General features: G+C 64.0%; 13 protein-coding genes. 6 read left to right on the top strand and 7 right to left on the bottom strand.

Annotated elements, in window-relative coordinates:
• The first annotated feature begins 20 nt into the window (after nt 1-20).
• The 4 genes from C4K40_RS14510 to C4K40_RS14525 are packed head-to-tail and all read left to right on the top strand — an operon-like array spanning nt 21 to nt 5,288.
• Nucleotides 21-1,373, top strand: coding sequence for a 3-oxoacyl-ACP reductase (locus C4K40_RS14510; RefSeq protein WP_022644331.1), 1,353 nt, complete (start codon nt 21-23; stop codon nt 1,371-1,373).
• 3 nt (nt 1,374-1,376) lie between these two features.
• Nucleotides 1,377-2,267, top strand: a complete 891-nt coding sequence (locus C4K40_RS14515) for a MaoC/PaaZ C-terminal domain-containing protein (RefSeq protein WP_053129527.1) — start codon at nt 1,377-1,379, stop codon at nt 2,265-2,267.
• Nucleotides 2,267-3,565 carry an acetyl-CoA C-acetyltransferase gene (locus C4K40_RS14520; protein WP_022644333.1) on the top strand — a complete coding sequence of 433 codons (1,299 nt, stop codon included), beginning with the start codon at nt 2,267-2,269 and terminating at the stop codon, nt 3,563-3,565. The genes C4K40_RS14515 and C4K40_RS14520 overlap by 1 nt, the downstream gene beginning before the upstream one ends.
• 19 nt (nt 3,566-3,584) lie before the next feature.
• A complete protein-coding gene (locus C4K40_RS14525; protein ID WP_053129529.1) occupies nt 3,585-5,288 on the top strand; it encodes an AMP-binding protein in 1,704 nt (567 codons plus the stop codon).
• Between the two features lie 234 nt (nt 5,289-5,522).
• Here C4K40_RS14525 and C4K40_RS14530 read toward each other — a convergent pair whose 3' ends face one another.
• Genes C4K40_RS14530 through C4K40_RS14545 form a run of 4 tightly spaced genes read right to left on the bottom strand, consistent with a single transcriptional unit; the run spans nt 5,523 to nt 10,161 of the window.
• Nucleotides 5,523-6,818, bottom strand: coding sequence for an efflux RND transporter periplasmic adaptor subunit (locus C4K40_RS14530; RefSeq protein ID WP_053129532.1), 1,296 nt, complete (start codon nt 6,816-6,818; stop codon nt 5,523-5,525).
• Entirely contained in the window at nt 6,808-8,295 is a 1,488-nt protein-coding gene (locus C4K40_RS14535; protein ID WP_053129535.1) for a TolC family protein, read from the bottom strand. The genes C4K40_RS14530 and C4K40_RS14535 overlap by 11 nt, the downstream gene beginning before the upstream one ends.
• Entirely contained in the window at nt 8,288-9,487 is a 1,200-nt protein-coding gene (locus tag C4K40_RS14540) for an ABC transporter permease (protein WP_053129538.1), read from the bottom strand. The genes C4K40_RS14535 and C4K40_RS14540 overlap by 8 nt, the downstream gene beginning before the upstream one ends.
• On the bottom strand, nt 9,484-10,161 hold the full coding sequence (locus C4K40_RS14545) for an ABC transporter ATP-binding protein (protein WP_164485048.1): 678 nt from the start codon (nt 10,159-10,161) through the stop codon (nt 9,484-9,486). The genes C4K40_RS14540 and C4K40_RS14545 overlap by 4 nt, the downstream gene beginning before the upstream one ends.
• A gap of 378 nt (nt 10,162-10,539) precedes the next feature.
• Between C4K40_RS14545 and C4K40_RS14550 the strand changes: the two genes are divergently transcribed.
• Both C4K40_RS14550 and C4K40_RS14555 read left to right on the top strand, forming a co-directional pair.
• The gene (locus C4K40_RS14550; protein WP_022644339.1) at nt 10,540-11,295 is read left to right on the top strand and encodes a TetR/AcrR family transcriptional regulator; all 756 of its coding nucleotides are present in this window, start codon (nt 10,540-10,542) and stop codon (nt 11,293-11,295) included.
• A 265-nt stretch (nt 11,296-11,560) separates the two neighbouring features.
• Entirely contained in the window at nt 11,561-12,508 is a 948-nt protein-coding gene (locus tag C4K40_RS14555; RefSeq protein ID WP_022644340.1) for an alpha/beta fold hydrolase, read from the top strand.
• A 12-nt stretch (nt 12,509-12,520) separates the two neighbouring features.
• Here the strand turns inward: C4K40_RS14555 and C4K40_RS14560 are convergent, their stop codons facing one another.
• The 3 genes from C4K40_RS14560 to C4K40_RS14570 are packed head-to-tail and all read right to left on the bottom strand — an operon-like array spanning nt 12,521 to nt 16,326.
• Nucleotides 12,521-13,834 carry an FAD-binding oxidoreductase gene (locus C4K40_RS14560; protein WP_053129544.1) on the bottom strand — a complete coding sequence of 438 codons (1,314 nt, stop codon included), beginning with the start codon at nt 13,832-13,834 and terminating at the stop codon, nt 12,521-12,523.
• Nucleotides 13,831-14,919: a polyamine ABC transporter substrate-binding protein gene (locus tag C4K40_RS14565; RefSeq protein ID WP_053129547.1), complete on the bottom strand. Its 1,089-nt coding sequence runs from the start codon at nt 14,917-14,919 to the stop codon at nt 13,831-13,833. The genes C4K40_RS14560 and C4K40_RS14565 overlap by 4 nt, the downstream gene beginning before the upstream one ends.
• 48 nt (nt 14,920-14,967) lie before the next feature.
• Nucleotides 14,968-16,326, bottom strand: a complete 1,359-nt coding sequence (locus C4K40_RS14570; protein ID WP_022644343.1) for a glutamine synthetase family protein — start codon at nt 16,324-16,326, stop codon at nt 14,968-14,970.
• Between the last annotated feature and the right edge of the window lie 56 nt (nt 16,327-16,382).

The raw sequence follows: 16,382 nt of genomic DNA on the forward strand, positions 1-16,382 counted from the left end.
GTTTTGTTCGGGATCCTTATATGTCTGACGGTTATCTTTCGTTCGTCAATTCCGGGTGGGGCCGCTGGCTGGCCCAGCGCACCGGCCTGCCACAACCGGTGCCGCTGCAGCGCAACCGCGAGGGGCAGGGCGGCAACCTGATCAACCCGGTGATCCTCGCTGCGGCGCCCGAGGGGCGGTTGCTGGGCGAGCTGCAACGGATCTTCGCCGCCACCGACATCGTGGCGGCGCAGGCCGCAAGCATCAATGCACCCTCGACCGTGAAGGTCCAGGGCGTGGTATTCGACGCCACCGGGCTGGGCGATGTGGCCCAGCTCGACGAGCTGTACCGCTTCTTCCATGCCAACGTCCGGCGCCTGACCGCCCATGGCCGGGTGCTGATCCTGGGAACCCCGCCGGAGCATTGCACCGGGCTGGAGCAGGCCGTGGCCCAGCGCGCGCTGGAAGGGTTCGTGCGCTCCCTGGGCAAGGAGCTGCGTCGGGCCATCACCGTACAGCTGCTGTATGTCGAGCCCGGTGCCGAAGCCGAGCTGGAAAGCAGCCTGCGCTTCTTCCTGTCCCGGGCCTCGGCCTATGTCTCGGGCCAGGTGGTGCGTATCGGCGAACCGGTGGATGTGCCTCGCCAGCTGGATTGGCAGCGTCCGCTGGAGGGGCGCCGGGCCCTGGTTACTGGGGCTTGTCGCGGTATCGGCCTGGCCATCGCCAAGGTCCTGGCCCGCGAAGGCGCCCAGGTGGTGTGCCTGGATATCCCACAGAGTGAGGCCGAGCTGCAACAGGCCGCCGCCAGCTTGGGCGGCAGCGCCCTGGCCCTGGACATCACTGCGGCCGATGCCGGCCAGCGCTTGCTGGCGTTCGTCGCCGAGCAGGGCGCCTTCGATATCGTGGTGCACAACGCCGGCATCACCCTGGACAAGACCCTGGCGAAGATGACCGAGGCTGCCTGGCGCAAGGTCATGGCCGTCAATCTGCAAGCGCCGTTGCTGCTCAGCCAGGCGCTGCTGGAGGGGCAGGGGCTCAATCCAGGCGGGCGGATTGTCTGCGTGTCGTCGATTTCCGGTATCGCCGGCAACCTCGGCCAGAGCAACTACGCCACGTCCAAGGCCGGGGTCATCGGCCTGGTACAGGCCCTGGCGCCGTTGGCGGCTCGCCAGCAGATCACGGTCAACGGCGTGGCTCCGGGATTCATCGAAACCCAGATGACCGCGAAGATCCCGTTGATGATCCGCGAGGCGGGACGGCGGATGAACTCCATGTCCCAGGGCGGGCAGGCGGTGGATGTGGCCGAGACCATCGCCTGGCTGGCCCATCCGGCTTCGGGCGGGATCAATGGGCAGGTGGTCCGCGTCTGCGGGCAAAGCCTGCTGGGAGCCTGAGCCATGAGCGCCGATTCCGCGATTCGCATCATCGAGCCGCCACCGTCCCGTGGCCAGTTGCTCTACGACGGCCTGCGCGGTTTGCGCAAGCCCAAGCTGGAGACTGCACCGCAGCTTCCTACCGAGCGCCTGGTGCGCCCGGCGGTGGAGCTGCAGGCGACGCAGGTCGCCCGTTATGCCCAGGCCTGCGGGTTCCGCCGCGAGCATGGGGTGCCGCTGTCGTTCCCCCATACCCTGGCGTTCCCCCTGCATCTATTGCTGCTCACCAGCCGGACCTTTCCCTATCCGGCCAGCGGCATGGTCCACCTGGCCAACCGCATTCGCCAGCATCAGCGCCTGGAGGAGGGCCAGGCCCTGCGCCTGGAAGTCTTTGCCGAGCGCTGGGTGGCTCATCCCAAGGGCCAGGCATTGTCCATCGCCACTCGTGCCTTCAGTGGCGGCGGCTTGGTCTGGGAGGGCGATAGCCTGTACCTGCGCCGCGGCGTCTCCGGCCCTGTGGGCGAACCCTGGGCGGGCGCGCTGGAGCTGGACGAACAGGCCCTGGTGCGCACCCAACGCTGGAGCCTGGCCGGGGACCTGGGCCGGCGTTTCGCCAAGGTCAGCGGCGACTTCAATCCGATCCATACCTCCTGGCTGGGGGCGCGGCTGTTCGGTTTCCGCCGGCCCATCGCCCATGGCATGTGGACCCTGGGCCGGGCCCTGGCGGCACAACAACCACCGCATCCACTGGCTGCGGCGCAGCTGGACTGCGAGTTCAAGCTGCCGATCTTCCTGCCGGCCTCGGTGAGCCTGTGGAGTCGCGTGCCCGACGGCCCGCGCCATGAATTCGAAGTGCGCAACAACGCGGGCGACAAGCCCCACATGCGCGGCCTACTGACCTGGGGAGCTCGGTAATGACTGAGTACAGTTTCAATCCGGCGCCAGTGCGCCGGGTAGCGATCATCGGTGGCAACCGGATTCCGTTCGCCCGCTCAAACACGGTGTACGCCAACGACAGTAACCAGGACCTGCTGGTGGCGGCCTTGCAAGGCCTGGTGGACAGGTACGGCCTTGCCGGACAACGCCTGGGGGAGTTCGCCGCGGGGGCGGTGATCAAGCACTCGCGGGATTTCAACCTGGCCCGCGAGTGCGTGATGTCCACCACGCTGTCGCCGCAGACTCCGGCCTACGATATCCAGCAGGCCTGTGGTACCGGGCTCGAGGCAGCGCTGTTGGTGGCCAACAAGATTGCCCTGGGGCAGATCGAGGTGGGCATCGCCGGGGGTTCCGATACCACCTCCGATGCGCCCATCGGCATCAACGAGGGTTTGCGTCGCACCTTGCTTGCGGCCAATCGTGCCAAAGGTACCGGCAACAAGCTGCGCAGCCTGCTCAAGGTGCGCCCGGGGATGTTCTTCAAGCCATTGCTGCCGCGTAACGGCGAGCCGCGCACCGGCCTGTCCATGGGCGAGCACTGCGAGGAAATGGCCAAGCGCTGGCAGATCAAGCGCCTGGCCCAGGACGAACTGACCCTGGCCAGCCACCAGCGGTTGAGTGCGGCCTACCAGCGGGGTTTTTTCGACGACCTGCTGACGCCGTATCGCGGCCTTGCGCGGGACAACAACCTGCGCGCCGATGCCAGCCTGGAGAAGCTCGCCGGCCTGGGCCCGGCCTATGATCGCAACAACGGCACCCTGACCGCGGGCAACTCGACGCCCCTGACCGATGGCGCCTCGGTGGTGCTGCTGGCCAGCGAAGAATGGGCCGCAGCCAACAATCTGCCGGTGCTGGCCTATCTGCGTACCGGGGAGACCGCGGCGGTGAACTTCGTCGATGGCACCGAGGGCCTGCTGATGGCTCCGGCGTACGCGGTGCCGCGCATGCTGGCCCGGGAGGGGCTGGGGCTTGGCGACTTCGACTTCTATGAGATCCACGAAGCCTTCGCTGCCCAGGTGCTGTGCACCCTCAAGGCTTGGGAAGATGCCGACTATTGTCGGGACAGGCTCGGGCTCGAAGGACCACTGGGCAGCATCGAGCGGGCCAAACTCAACGTCAATGGCGGTTCCCTGGGGTGCGGGCATCCTTTTGCCGCCACCGGCGGACGCTTGCTGGCATCCCTGGCCAAGGCCATCCACGAGCGCGGTGGAGGCCGCGGATTGATTTCCGTCTGTGCGGCAGGCGGGTTGGGTGTCACCGCCATCGTCGAAAAATAAAATAACAAGGAGACTGCCAATGAGCGTCGTAAGCCTGCAGCCCGTGGAGCGTATCTGGCTCAACGCCTATATGCCGGGTGTACCCAGCGATATCGAAGCCGACATCGACCGCTACCAGTCGCTGCGCGAGGTGTTTCTCGAACACGTGGACAAGTATCGACAACGGGTGGCCTATGTCAGCATTGGCACCGAGATGGGCTATGACCTGTGGGAGAAGCGGGTGTTCGCCTTCGCCGCCTGGTTGCAGTCCAAGGGCGTGAAGAAGGGCGACCGGGTGGCGTTGATGATGCCCAACAGCCTGCAGTATCCGATCTGCCTGTTCGGCACCCTGCTGGTGGGAGCGGTGGTGGTCAACGTCAACCCGCTGTACACCGCCCATGAATTGCGGCACCTGCTCAAGGACAGCGGTGCCGAGACGGTGGTGATCTTCGAGAACTTCGCCCACACCCTGGAGCAGGCCATGCCCGGGAGCAAGCTGAAGAACATCGTGGTGGCCTCCATCGGCGACCTGGTGGGCACCTTCAAGGGCGCGGCACTGAACTTCGTCCTGCGCCACGTGCAGAAGCAGGTTCCCAAGTTCAATCTGCCAGGCTCGATTCGCTTCCCGGCGATGATGAAGCTGGCGGCGGTGCTGGAGCATCGGCCGGTGGACCTTGCGCAGGACGACATTGCCTTCTTGCAGTACACCGGCGGTACCACGGGCGATGCCAAGGGTGCCATGCTCACCCACCGCAACATCCTGGCCAACCTGATGCAGGCCAAGGCCTGGGTCGGCGACCAGCTGGACGAAAACCAGCAGGAAACCAACGTCACGCTGCTGCCGCTGTACCACGTGCTGTCGCTGACGGTGAACTGCCTGATGTTCATGTGCCTGGGCGGGCGCAACATCCTGATCGCCAACCCGCGCGACGTGAAGCGGGTGCAGATGATCCTGCGCAAGGAGAAGTTCAGCGGCATCGTCGGGGTCAACACCCTGTTCAATGGCCTGCTGGAGAACGAGGAGTTCCGTGGGCGCGACTTCTCCGACCTGAAACTGTCGATCGCCGGTGGCATGGCCACCCATACCGCCGTGGCCCAGCGCTGGAAGGACGTCACCGGGGTGCCGATCGTCGAAGGTTATGGCCTGACCGAATGCTCGCCGGTGGTGAGCATCAGTCCGATCGATATTTCCCGCATGCGTGAAAGCGACTTCAGCGGTACCATCGGGGTGCCGTTGCCCTCCACCTGGGTGCGCTTCATACGCGAGGACGGCCAGTTGGCGGACATCGGCGAAGAGGGCGAGCTGCAGGTACGTGGCCCGCAGGTGATGAAGGGCTACTGGCAGCGGCCCGAGGAAACCGCCAAGGTCCTGGATCGCCATGGCTGGCTCTCCACCGGTGATATCGGGGTGATGAACGAACGCGGCTTCATCCGCCTGGTGGACCGCAAGAAGGACATGATCCTGGTGTCCGGCTTCAACGTGTATCCCAACGAGATCGAGGATGTGGTGGCCTTGCATCCGGGGGTGGCGGAGGTGGCGGCCATTGGCGTCGAGGATGGAGTGACAGGGGAGAAGGTGAAGATCTTCGTGGTGCGCAAGGACCCGAACCTGACCCAGGAACAATTGCTCGCCCACTGTCGCGAGTACCTCACGGGCTACAAGGTGCCGCGCTACGTCGAGTTCCGTACCGAAGAGCTACCCAAGACCACCGTCGGCAAGGTCCTGCGCCGGGCCTTGCGCTGAACCTGAGCACAACGGGCGCTCCTGCCGGGGGGCATAAGATCCCCGGCAGGAGCGAAGCTTGCTCGCGATGGTCGTTAGCGGCAGCGCGTATTGGCTGGATAAACGCAGCGCCCTGAACGCCATTGCGGGCAGGCCTCGCGCCTGATTTCCTTAACCGATCGGCCTTGCCCTGCGGGGCGTTTTTTTACCTCCGCTGTTTCCACAGGGCTGGCCAGCCATGTCATCCCTGCGTGTTCATTGGTCCTCGGGCAGGCGTACCTGGCCCGCTTGCAGGCCGAACACTTCCACGCCCTCGGCTGTGGATTGGCCTGTAGTCACGGGTACTCGCCGTGCCGGCTGGTCGGCTGCGGGGCGAAACTCCACGCTCATGCCTTCGGCGCTGCGCTGGATCGCCGCGGGGGGCACCACGATCGCCTGGTCGTTGCTGTAGGTGATGATGGTCAGCCGGGCACTCATGCCCAGGCGTACCCGTTGCAGTTGCTCATGGGTCAGTTTGGGAATCGACAGGGTCACCGGGAACTGGGCGCTGGCCCCGGGCGAATCGTTGGGGATGGCCAGGCTGCTGACGATATCCACCACGCCTTCCAGGCGTTCGCCATCGAAGCCATCGCCGAGGATCTCCACGCGCTGGCCCTGGTGCAGTTGGTTGATATCCAGTTCCGAAACCTTGCTGACGATCTTCAACTGCTCGATGTTGGCCAAGCCGAACAGCACTTGGCCCTGGCCGAGGCGTGCTCCGGTCTGTACCGGTCCACTGGCGGTCGTAGCCGAGTTTGCGCCTGTACCGCTGCCGGGAGGTGGAACGACTATTCCGGCGAAGGGCGCAACTACGTCCTTGGCCTCCAGGAGCTTGCGCAGGCTTTCATACTTGACCGTGGCATTGGTCAGTTCCATCTCGGCAATCTGTCGGTATTCTCCCGAGCCCTGGCTCAGTACCTGTTGCAACTCGCCCTGGGCCGCCGTCAGATCCAGGTTTTGCATCTTTGCTTGTTGTTCCAACTCGGTCAGTTCGTTGCGCGGGATGATGCCGCGCTTGAACAGGTCCTGGCTTTCGCGCAGCTTGCGCTCGGTGTTGGCCAGGGACATCTCCGAGTTGCGCAGGGTCCTTCGAGCACGGGTGACCATGGCGCCGTTGTTCCAGTCCAGCAGTTCCTGGACCGAGCGACGGGCCTTGAGTTGGGTGGAGAGCGCGTCGCGCAACTGGATCTCCACCAATCCCGGGTCCATCTGCAACAGGACCTGGCCAGCCTCGACGCGCTGGCCCTGTTCCACCAGGTTGGCCTGGACATTCCCTTCGAAAGGCGCCGTCAGGATGATGGTCTTTTGCGGTTCGATCTTGCCCACCAGGCCGATCTGGTGAGTCAGCGCAGAACCCTGGACCGCAACCCAGCGGCCAGTGCCCGGTTGTTCTGCGGCGGGAGATGGATAGTTGAACAGCACCGCCGCGCCGATGGCGATGCCAACAGCCAGGGCAAGGGCCTGCAGGGCGTGGCGTCGACGCTTGCCAGTCTGCGGCTTGTCAGAAGTCATTGAGCGCGATCTCCCAGCTTTCCAATGTCATACCCAGGGTCAGGTCCAGTTGCGTTTGCGCGTTGAGGTAGGCGATCAGTGCATTGAGCCTGGAGTTTTCGGCGTTGCGCAGGTCGCTCTCGAAGCTCAGGACCTGGAAGTTGCTGGAGCGGCCAGCACTGAGCTTGTCCCGCTCGATATCCAGTTTGCGCCTTGACAGTTCGCTGGCCCGCTGGGCGATCTCGTATTGGCGCCAGCGGGTACCCAGGTCGCGTACCACGTTGTTGACGTCGCGTTCCAGCGTCTGGCGCGCATCGGCCAGGCGAATCTCCTGGTCTTCTACATTGACGCGAGCCCGGACCTCTGCCTGGCGAGTGCCGGGATCGCCAATGGGAATGCTGACATCGATCCCGGTATAGCCATTCCATTTGCGTTCGGAACCGTTACGCGTGTCGGTGTCATATGTGTTGCGCGCCTGGTTGGCTCCGGCGACCAGGTTCACTGTCCAGCGGCTCTGGTCCTTGGCCATTATCAGGTTCAGCTCCGCCTGCTGGCCGCCCAGCAAGGCGACCAGGTAGGCGGGTTGCTGAACCTGCGCCAGGCGCAGAGCTTCCCGTGCGTCGACACTGATCTTCGAGGCTTGCAGGACCTCGCTGGCGTGGATCGGCGAGGACAGGTCCAAGGCCAGCAGTTGCAGCAGCGACAGCCGATTGAGGTCGACCTGGTTGCGCGCTTCCTCCACCCCCAGTTCCTGGCTGGCGATATCGGCTTCGGTCTGCACTATTTCGAATTCGGCCATGCGTCCGGCGGAGATCAGTGCACGGTTGACTTCCAGCAGGGCATTGGCGCGCTTCAGGGCATCCTGGGTAATGATCAGTTGTTCCTGGGAACGCAAGAGCTCGCGATACGCGGTAATGATCGAGGTGATGGTCTGGGCGACAGTCGCCTTGAGGTTGAGCCGGTTGCCTTGTTCGTTGAGCCGTGCCAGGCGTAGCGGGGCGGTAGTCACATCCTTGCCGGCACCGCGCAGCAGTGGCTGGATGATCGACAGGTCCAGGCCGTCGCTGCGAGTGCGCCCGGCTCGGTCGGCCTTGTTCAGGTCCTGGGTCCAGGCCATGCTCAATTGCGTGCCGTATTCACCCAGTAGGCTGGTGGTGGGGGCTAACTGGGCCCTCTGGCCGATGTCTTCGCTACTCCTGGTGCTGCGATAGTTGCCCCGGATCAGCAACTTGGGATTGAACGTATCCTCGGCTACCCGCAAGTCGAACTTCTGCGCCACCCGTTGCAAATAGGTACTACGGATGCTGCGGTTGTTGCGCAACCCCAGGTAGACCGCTTCTCCCAGGGTCAGCTCGGTGATCTGCTGGCTGAGCAGGGCGCTACGTTCATAGCTGCTGCGCATGGTCGGTGCTGAAGGTGGGTCGACCAGGTTCTTGGCCAGGCTCAAGGGGCTCGACAGGCACAGGCCGGCCAGGATCCAGGGGCGCCAATCATTCATCGCGCAGCGCCTCCACCGGTTGCAGCTTGGAGGCCGATACCGCCGGATACAGCCCGAAAAACAAGCCCACCAGCAAGGTGCTGCCGATACCCAGTGGCAGCGAGCTGGTGGCCAGGGAAAAATGCCAGCTGGACATCTTGGCGTAGATGAACGCCGATGTGAGTCCGAGCACCGCCCCGGATAGTGCACCCACGGCGGTCAAGGTCACGGCTTCCAGCAGGAACAGGTTACGGATATCTCGCTGGCGTGCGCCCAATGCCATGCGGATACCGATCTCCCGGCGCCGCTCGGAGACATTCATCAGCATCACATTCATCACTCCAACTCCTCCACCCACCAGGGAAATGCCGCCCAGGGCCATCAGCAGGTAACCGAAGGTCCGGCTTTGCCGAGTCATGCCATCGATCATCTGCTGGGGCACCTGGACCTCCACGTCACGGCCACGCAGCAAGGTCTTCAGGGCCTGGGTCATGGCTGCCGCGACCTGTTCCATGTCCTGGCCGGCAGCGACCCGGGTGATGACGTTGCCGATCTGTGGAGAGGCGAAGATACGTCGCATGCCTGGTAGGGGCACGAATATGGAGTCGTTGGCTTGGACCGGAACCAGCACGGCATTGGGCTGGCTCTCGAGGATGCCGATGACCAGGAACAGGTAGTCGTTGATACGCACCCGATCGCCTAGCCTCACAGGTGCTCCGGCAAGGCTCAGGTTTGCGGCGATCTGGTGGCCGAGCACCGCGTAGGTTTCGCCCTGGTCGAAATCCGACAGGAAGCGTCCCTCACGCAAGCGCAGGCGCATGGCCGGGGCCAGATCGGCGGTCGCTCCCACCAGGTTGGCATTGGCAGTATGGCCATTGAAGATCACCGGCCCACTGAGCAGTACCGTGGGTGCGATGTCGATCAGGCTGGGCACGGCTTGGCTGAGCGCCCGGGTATCCAGGGTCGCCGGCATGGGGACGCGACTGTCGCCGCCGGCCGGGAACTGCGCCACCAGGGTGTCGGTGCCCATGTCCTTGAAGATCGCCGCAGCATCCTCTGCCGCGTTATGGCCGATGTTGATCAGGGCCACCACCGAAGAGCTGCCGATGACGATGCCCAGCAAAGCCAGGATCGAGCGCTTGCCCAGGGTTCGCAGGCTGACGAAGGCTTCGTGCAGCAGCTGGCTGGCGCTTTGCTCGAGCATCAGGCTCATGCCGGGCAGACCTCTTGCACTACGCCGTTGTTGACCCGGATCTGCCGCTCCAGGCGCTGGGCGATGCCGGGATCGTGGGTGACGATGATCAGGGTCACCTGGCGCTCACGGTTCAGCGACAGCAGCAGGTCCATGATGTCCAGGGCCGTGTGGCTGTCGAGGTTGCCGGTGGGCTCGTCGGCCAGGATCACCGAGGGTTCGCCCACCAGCGCCCGGGCGATGGCCACCCGTTGCCGCTGGCCGCCGGACAGGTCCGCCGGGCGGTGATCGGCACGCTGGCCGAGCCCGACCTGGTCGAGTACGTGCATGGCCCGCTCCAGGGATTCGCGCCGGGCCACGCCGCGGTAGCTCAGGGGCAGGGCGACGTTGTCCAGGGCGCTGAGGCGCGGCAGCAGGTTGAAGCTCTGGAACACGAAGCCGATCTGGCGGTTGCGGATCGCCGCCAGCTGGTCGGGGCTGGCGCGAAAGATATCGTGGCCGGCGAAGCGGTAGTCACCGCTGTCGGGCAGGTCCAGCAGGCCGAGGATATTCAGCAGGGTGCTCTTGCCGGAGCCCGAGGCGCCGAGGATGGCGCAGCTTTCGCCGGCATCGATGGACAGGGAAACATTCTTGAGGATATGCAGAGGTTGTTCTGCCAGCCGATAGCTCTTGCCTATGCCCTGCAGGGAGATCAAACCTTGTTCGATTATCGTCTCTGTCATTGCTTACTGCGCCGGCTGGCTCGGCGGCCTGTTTGAAAAAAACCACGTCTTGAAGGGCATGGAGGTTTTTTTCGAGACAGCGCCAAGCTCTGGTTTTATTTATTATTTTAAAAAACTTGTTTGAATAGTAACTGCGTTCATTCCCGTGCGCCAGCCGTCTAGGGCGGGTAATCGAGAGCTTTTTTTGACAGGTTCGGGGTAGGAACCCACTGGTCACAAAACGGCCTATGGGCGCTTTGAGAGTCCCTCAGGCCCTTGCTTTTAGGGAATCTCGCGGGTATAAAAAATCAAATTTTTTTTTAAAACACTGTTCGAACGGTCAGTTTTTCATCCAGTAAAGGTTAGCCCTCCATGGTCGCCAAGAAACTCAGTGCCCCCAATGTCACCAAGACCCGACTGCTGGAAGCGACCGAGGCATTATTCATCAAGTACGGCTACGACGCCGTGCTGTTGCGCCAGATTACCGAACGGGCCAAGGTCAACCTGGCGGCGGTGAACTATCACTTCGGCGACAAGGACTCGCTGATGAAAGCCCTGCTCATGCAGCGCCTGGGCCCACTCAACGACCAGCGCCTGGAACTCTTGGCCAAGTGCGAGGAGCAGGCCGATGGCCCCCTGGACTGCGAAACCCTGCTGGGGGTGTTGTTCGCCCCGGCCATGGGCATGGAGCGCAGTGATGAAAGCGGCGGGGTGGAAGGGCGTTCGTTCATCCGCTTCCTTGGCCGGGTGTACAGCGATACCTCGCCCTTCATCCAGGAATACCTCAAGGAACACTACCAGCCGGTGTTCGAGCGCTTTTTCAAGGCGTTCGCCCTGGCCCTGCCGGATCTGCCGCGAAACGAGCTGGGGGTGCGCTTGCAGTTCGCCCTCAAGGCGATTTCCGGGGTAATGGCCGGTACCGAACTGCGCTTGCTGATGCAGGCCATGAGCCTGGGCCGTCCGGCTACCGACGCCGAGGTCATGGCCAAGCTGATCAGCCTGGTATCGGCGGCCATTCGGGCGCCGATGCAGGACCCGGATTCAGAGCAGGCGCTGGGCAAGGTCCTGGCTACCCAGCGTTCGATCCGCCAGCAAAGCCAGTCCATGGCCGGGCTGGCCACCAGCTGAGTTTCCCCAGCCCAACGAGCCTGTTTTGCGACTCGTAGCCGCTAGCTGGCGAGGCTGCGACCGACTGCGCAGCAGTCGCAGGTCGCGGACAACCTGAGCCGATTCCCGCTGCGCGGCTGGTACCCGCGACTACATGCAGCGCCAGCCCCCACTCATGCACCTCACTGGGCAGGTGCGCTACCCGCATCATTCGGCCGGTGGATGATGCTCAGTACCTGGCGGGACATCTGCTAGGTTTTCCTGGCACTCGCCAGGAGCCCTCGCCATGACTTCATTCCAGCAGCACATTCTGGCCGTCAACGGCATCGAACTCAGCGTCCGCGTGGCTGGCCCGCAGCAGGGCCGGCCGGTCTGGTTGCTGCATGGGTTTCCCGAATGCTGGCATTCCTGGCGCCACCAGGCGGCGGCATTGGTGGCGGCAGGGTTCCAGGTCTTCGTCCCGGAAATGCGTGGCTATGGCCGCAGTTCGGCTCCCCAGGCGTTAGAAGACTATGACCTGCTGACCCTGTGCGCCGACATCCAGCAGGCCATGGACGCCTTCGGTCATGGCCGGGTGTGCATGGTCGGCCACGATTGGGGCGCCCCAGTGGCCTGGCACCTGGCGCTGCTGGAGCCGCAGCGGGTGGCGGCGCTGGTGACGATGTCGGTGCCTTTTGCCGGAAGGCCCAAGCGCCCGGCTACGGACATCATGCGCCAGGTGCACGGCGCGCACTTCAACTACATCCTGTATTTCCAGGAACCGGGGCTGGCCGAAGCTGAACTGGATGCCGACATCGATGCCAGCCTGCGCTTGTTCATGGGCAACATCGACGCGTTGCTGCAACCCAAGCCGGCCGAGGCCCGCTTGTTCGATGGCGTGACTATCCCCGAAAGCTTGCCCGCCTGGTGTTCCGAAGAGGATTTCCAGGCTTATCGGCAAACCTTCGCTGGCCGCGGTTTCCGTGGGGCGTTGAACTGGTATCGCAACTTCGAGCGCAACTGGCAGCGCAGCGAGTTCCTCGCTCAAGCCCGAATCGTCCAGCCCACCTTGTTCCTGCTGGGCGATAGCGACCCGGTCGGGGTCCTGGAAGCCCATACCCTCAAGCGAATGCCCGACCAGGTCGTCGACCTCGAGCAACATCTGCTGCAAGACTGCGGGCACTGGCTGCAAAGCGAATGTCCCGAGCAGGTCAACCGCTTGCTGCTGGACTTCCTGCAGCGACGCTTTGCTTGAGGCGTCCGGATATCAGCCCAGCACCTCGCGCATCCGATGCCAGAACATGCCCAGTGCCAGCAGCGGCGCGCGCAGGGCCCGGCCGCCAGGGAAGGTCATGTGCGGCACGGCGCTGAACACATCCAGGCCTTGGCTGTGCCCGGCATGGATCGCTTCGGCCAGCAGGCGCGCCGTCCAGTGGGTGACGTTCAGCCCATGGCCCGAGTAACCCTGGGCGTAGTACACATTCGGATGCTGGCGCAGGCGCCCGACCTGGGGAAAACGGTTGGCGGTGATACCGATCTTGCCGCCCCATTGGAAGTCGATACCGATGTCCCCCAGTTGCGGGAACACCTTGAGCATCTTCGGCCGCATGTAGCCGGCGATATCCACCGGGTCGCGGCCTGAATAATGGCAAGCGCCGCCGAACAGCAGGCGGCGATCGGCAGTGAGGCGGTAGTAGTCCAGGCCGACTTTCTGGTCGCACAGCGCCAGGTTGTCCGGGATCAGTTGCCTGGCCAGGGCCTCGGGCAGCGGTTCGGTGGCGATGATGTAGCTGCCAGCGGGCAGGACCTTGCCACTCAGGCGTGGCTCCAGGTCTTCCAGGTGAGCGTTGCAGGCCAGCACCAGGCGTCCGGCGCGCACCGTGCCCGCGGCGCAGCGCAGCGTCACGCTATCGCCGTGGCGCAGCTCCAGCACCGGGCTCTGCTCGAAGATCCGCACCCCCAGGCTGCTGGCCAATCGGGCTTCGCCGACCACCAGCTTGAGTGGGTGCAGGTGTCCGGAGCCCATGTCCACCAGCCCGCCGGCATAGACTCGGGACGCCACCACCTGATGCATGTCTTGCGCGGCCACCACGCGAGTCGGGTGATGGTAGCCCAGGCCCACCAAGTGGTCTTGCTCAGCCTGGAACGCGGTGTACTGGGCCTTGGTGTTGGCCAGCTCGCAGAAGCCCCAGCGCAGGTCGCAGTCGATGCCGTGTTCGGCGATGCGCCGGCCCACCAGTTCCACCGAGTCGATGCCGGCACGCTCCAGGTATTTGAGTCCTTCCTGGCCGACGTAACGGGCAAAGCCGCCGATTTCATGGCCGATGCCACGGATCAGTTGCCCGCCGTTGCGCCCGCTGGCGCCCCAGCCGATGCGCCGGGCCTCCAGCAGGATCACCGAGAGCCCGCGCTGGGCCAGCTCGATGGCGGTGTTGACGCCGGTGAAACCGCCGCCGATCACGCAGACATCGGCGTGCAGGTCGCCTTCCAGGGATGGATAGCCGGGCAGGGCGCCGACCGAGGCGGCGTAGTAGGAGGGGGCGTGCCCGTTGGCGCCGCCCAGGGAGAATGGCTGGTTCATTTGTTGGACTTCACTTTGCTCCACGAACGAGTCATGACGCGCATGATCGCCGGGGAAGGGGTACTGGCGATGTACAGCTTGTCCAGTACCTCCTTGGGCGGATAGACCTCGGGATCGCTCACCAGTTGGGCGTCCATGTACTGCTGGGAGGCCGGCGTGGGGTTGGCGTAGCCGACCTGGGCACTGACCTTGGCGATCACCTGCGGGTCCAGCAGGTAGTTGATGAAGGCATGGGCCTGCTTGGTATTGGTGGCGTCCGCGGGGATGGCCATCAGGTCGAACCACAGGTTGCTGCCTTCCTTGGGAATGGCATAGGCGATGTTCACGCCATTCTTGGCTTCCCTGGCCCGGTTGGCGGCCTGGAAGGCATCGCCGGAGTAGGCGAACGCCACGCAGATGTTGCCGTTGGCCAGGTCCGAGACGTACTTGGAGGAGTGGAAGTAGGTGATGTAGGGGCGCAGGCTCAACAGCTTGGCCTCGGCCTTCTGGTAGTCGGCCGCCGATTGGCTGTTGGGGTCCAGGCCCAGGTAGTTGAGCATCGCCGGCATGACCTCATCGGGCGAGTCCATCAGCGAGACCCCGCATTGCGCCAGCTTCTTCAGGTTCTGCGGTTCGAACAACACCGCCCAGGAGTCGATATGGTCGATGCCCAGTACCTGCTTGACCTTGTCGACGTTGTAGCCGATGCCATTGGTGCCCCACAGGTAGGGCACCGAGTACTGGTTGCCGGGATCGTTCTGCTGCAACAGGGTCATCAGCTTCGGGTCCAGGTACTTCCAGTTGGGCAGTTGCGTCCGGTCCAGCTTGAGGAAGGCCCCGGCCTTCACCTGGCGGGTGAGGAAGTGGTTGGAAGGCACCACCACGTCGTAGCCGGTACGCCCGGCCAGCAGCTTGCCTTCCAGGGTCTCGTTGGAATCGAACACATCGTAGATCACCTTGATCCCGGTCTGGGCCTGGAAGTCGGCCAGGGTCGTCTTGCCTATGTAGTCGCTCCAGTTGTACACGCTGACACTGGGCTCGGCCTGGACGGCGGTGCTGCACAAGGTCGCCAGGGCGACCGGGATCACTGCTTTGAATAGACGCATGTTCGACACCTCTGTGGGATGTTTTTGTTGTGCGAAAAATCGCCGGGGTCAGACGCTGAGCAGCAGGAATTCGCGTTCCCAGGAGCTGATCACCCGCTTGAAGTTCTCGTTCTCGGCGCGCTTGACGGCGACATAGCCACGCACGAACTTGCGCCCCAGGTACTGCTCGATGACCGGGCACTCCTCCATGTGCGCCAGGGCGTCCTCGATGGTGATCGGCAGGCGCAGGTTGCGTCGCTCGTAGGCGCGGCCTTCCACCGCGGCGCTGGGGGCGATGCCCTCGACCATGCCCAGGTAGCCGCACAGCAGGCTTGCGGCGATCGCCAGGTAGGGGTTGGCATCGGCGCCGGGCAAGCGGTTCTCCACCCGCGTGGCATCCGGGCTGGAAGTCGGTACCCGCAGGCCGGCGGTGCGGTTTTCCACGCCCCATTCGACGTTCACCGGGGCCGAGGTATCCGGCAGGAAGCGGCGGAACGAGTTGACGTTGGGGGCGAACATCGGCAGCACCTTGGGGATGTACTTCTGCAAACCGCCGATGTGCTGCAGGAACAGCTCGCTCATGCTGCCGTCGTCGTTGGTGAACACCGGCTTGCCGGTGGCGATGTCCACCACGCTCTGGTGCAGGTGCATGGCGCTGCCGGGCTCATCGGTGATCGGCTTGGCCATGAAGGTGGCGGTGACGTTGTGCTTGAGCGCGGCCTCGCGCATGGTGCGCTTGAACACGGTGATCTGGTCCGCCAGGTCCAGGGCGTCGCCATGGCGGAAGTTGATCTCCATCTGCGCCGGGCCGTCTTCGTGGATCAACGTATCCAGGTCCAGGCCCTGGGCTTCGCACCAGTCGTAGACATCCTCGAACAACGGGTCGAATTCGTTGGCGGCATCGATGGAGAACGACTGCCGGCCGCTCTCGGCACGCCCCGAACGCCCCAGGGGGGCTTGCAGCGGCAGGTCCGGGTCCTCGCAGCGCTGGGTCAGGTAGAACTCCATTTCCGGAGCCACGATCGGCTGCCAGCCCTTGTCGGTGTACAGCTGCAGGACTTTCTTCAGCACGTTGCGTGGCGACAGCTCGATGGGGTTGCCGAACTTGTCGAAGGTGTCGTGGATGACGATGGCGGTGGGTTCCAGGGCCCAGGGCACCAGGAAGATCGACGAGGGATCGGGGCGGCAGAGCATGTCGATGTCCGCCGGATCCAGCAGCTCGTAGTACAGGTCGTCGTCGACGAAATCCCCGGTGACCGTTTGCAGCAGGACACTTTCCGGCAGGCGCATGCCTCGCTCATGCAGGAACTTGTTGGTGGGGGCGATCTTGCCGCGGGCGATCCCGGTCAGGTCGCTGACCACACACTCTACTTCGGTGATCTTGTGCTCTTTCAGCCATGAGGAAAGCTGATCGAAAGGGGCGTTCATAAAGACCTCGATGATTGTTTTCATCTGCACCCAGGTGAGCGGGAGTATCCCGGCAA

The sequence above is a fragment of the Pseudomonas sp. CMR5c genome, from assembly GCF_003850545.1.
Taxonomy (GTDB): domain Bacteria; phylum Pseudomonadota; class Gammaproteobacteria; order Pseudomonadales; family Pseudomonadaceae; genus Aquipseudomonas; species Aquipseudomonas piscis.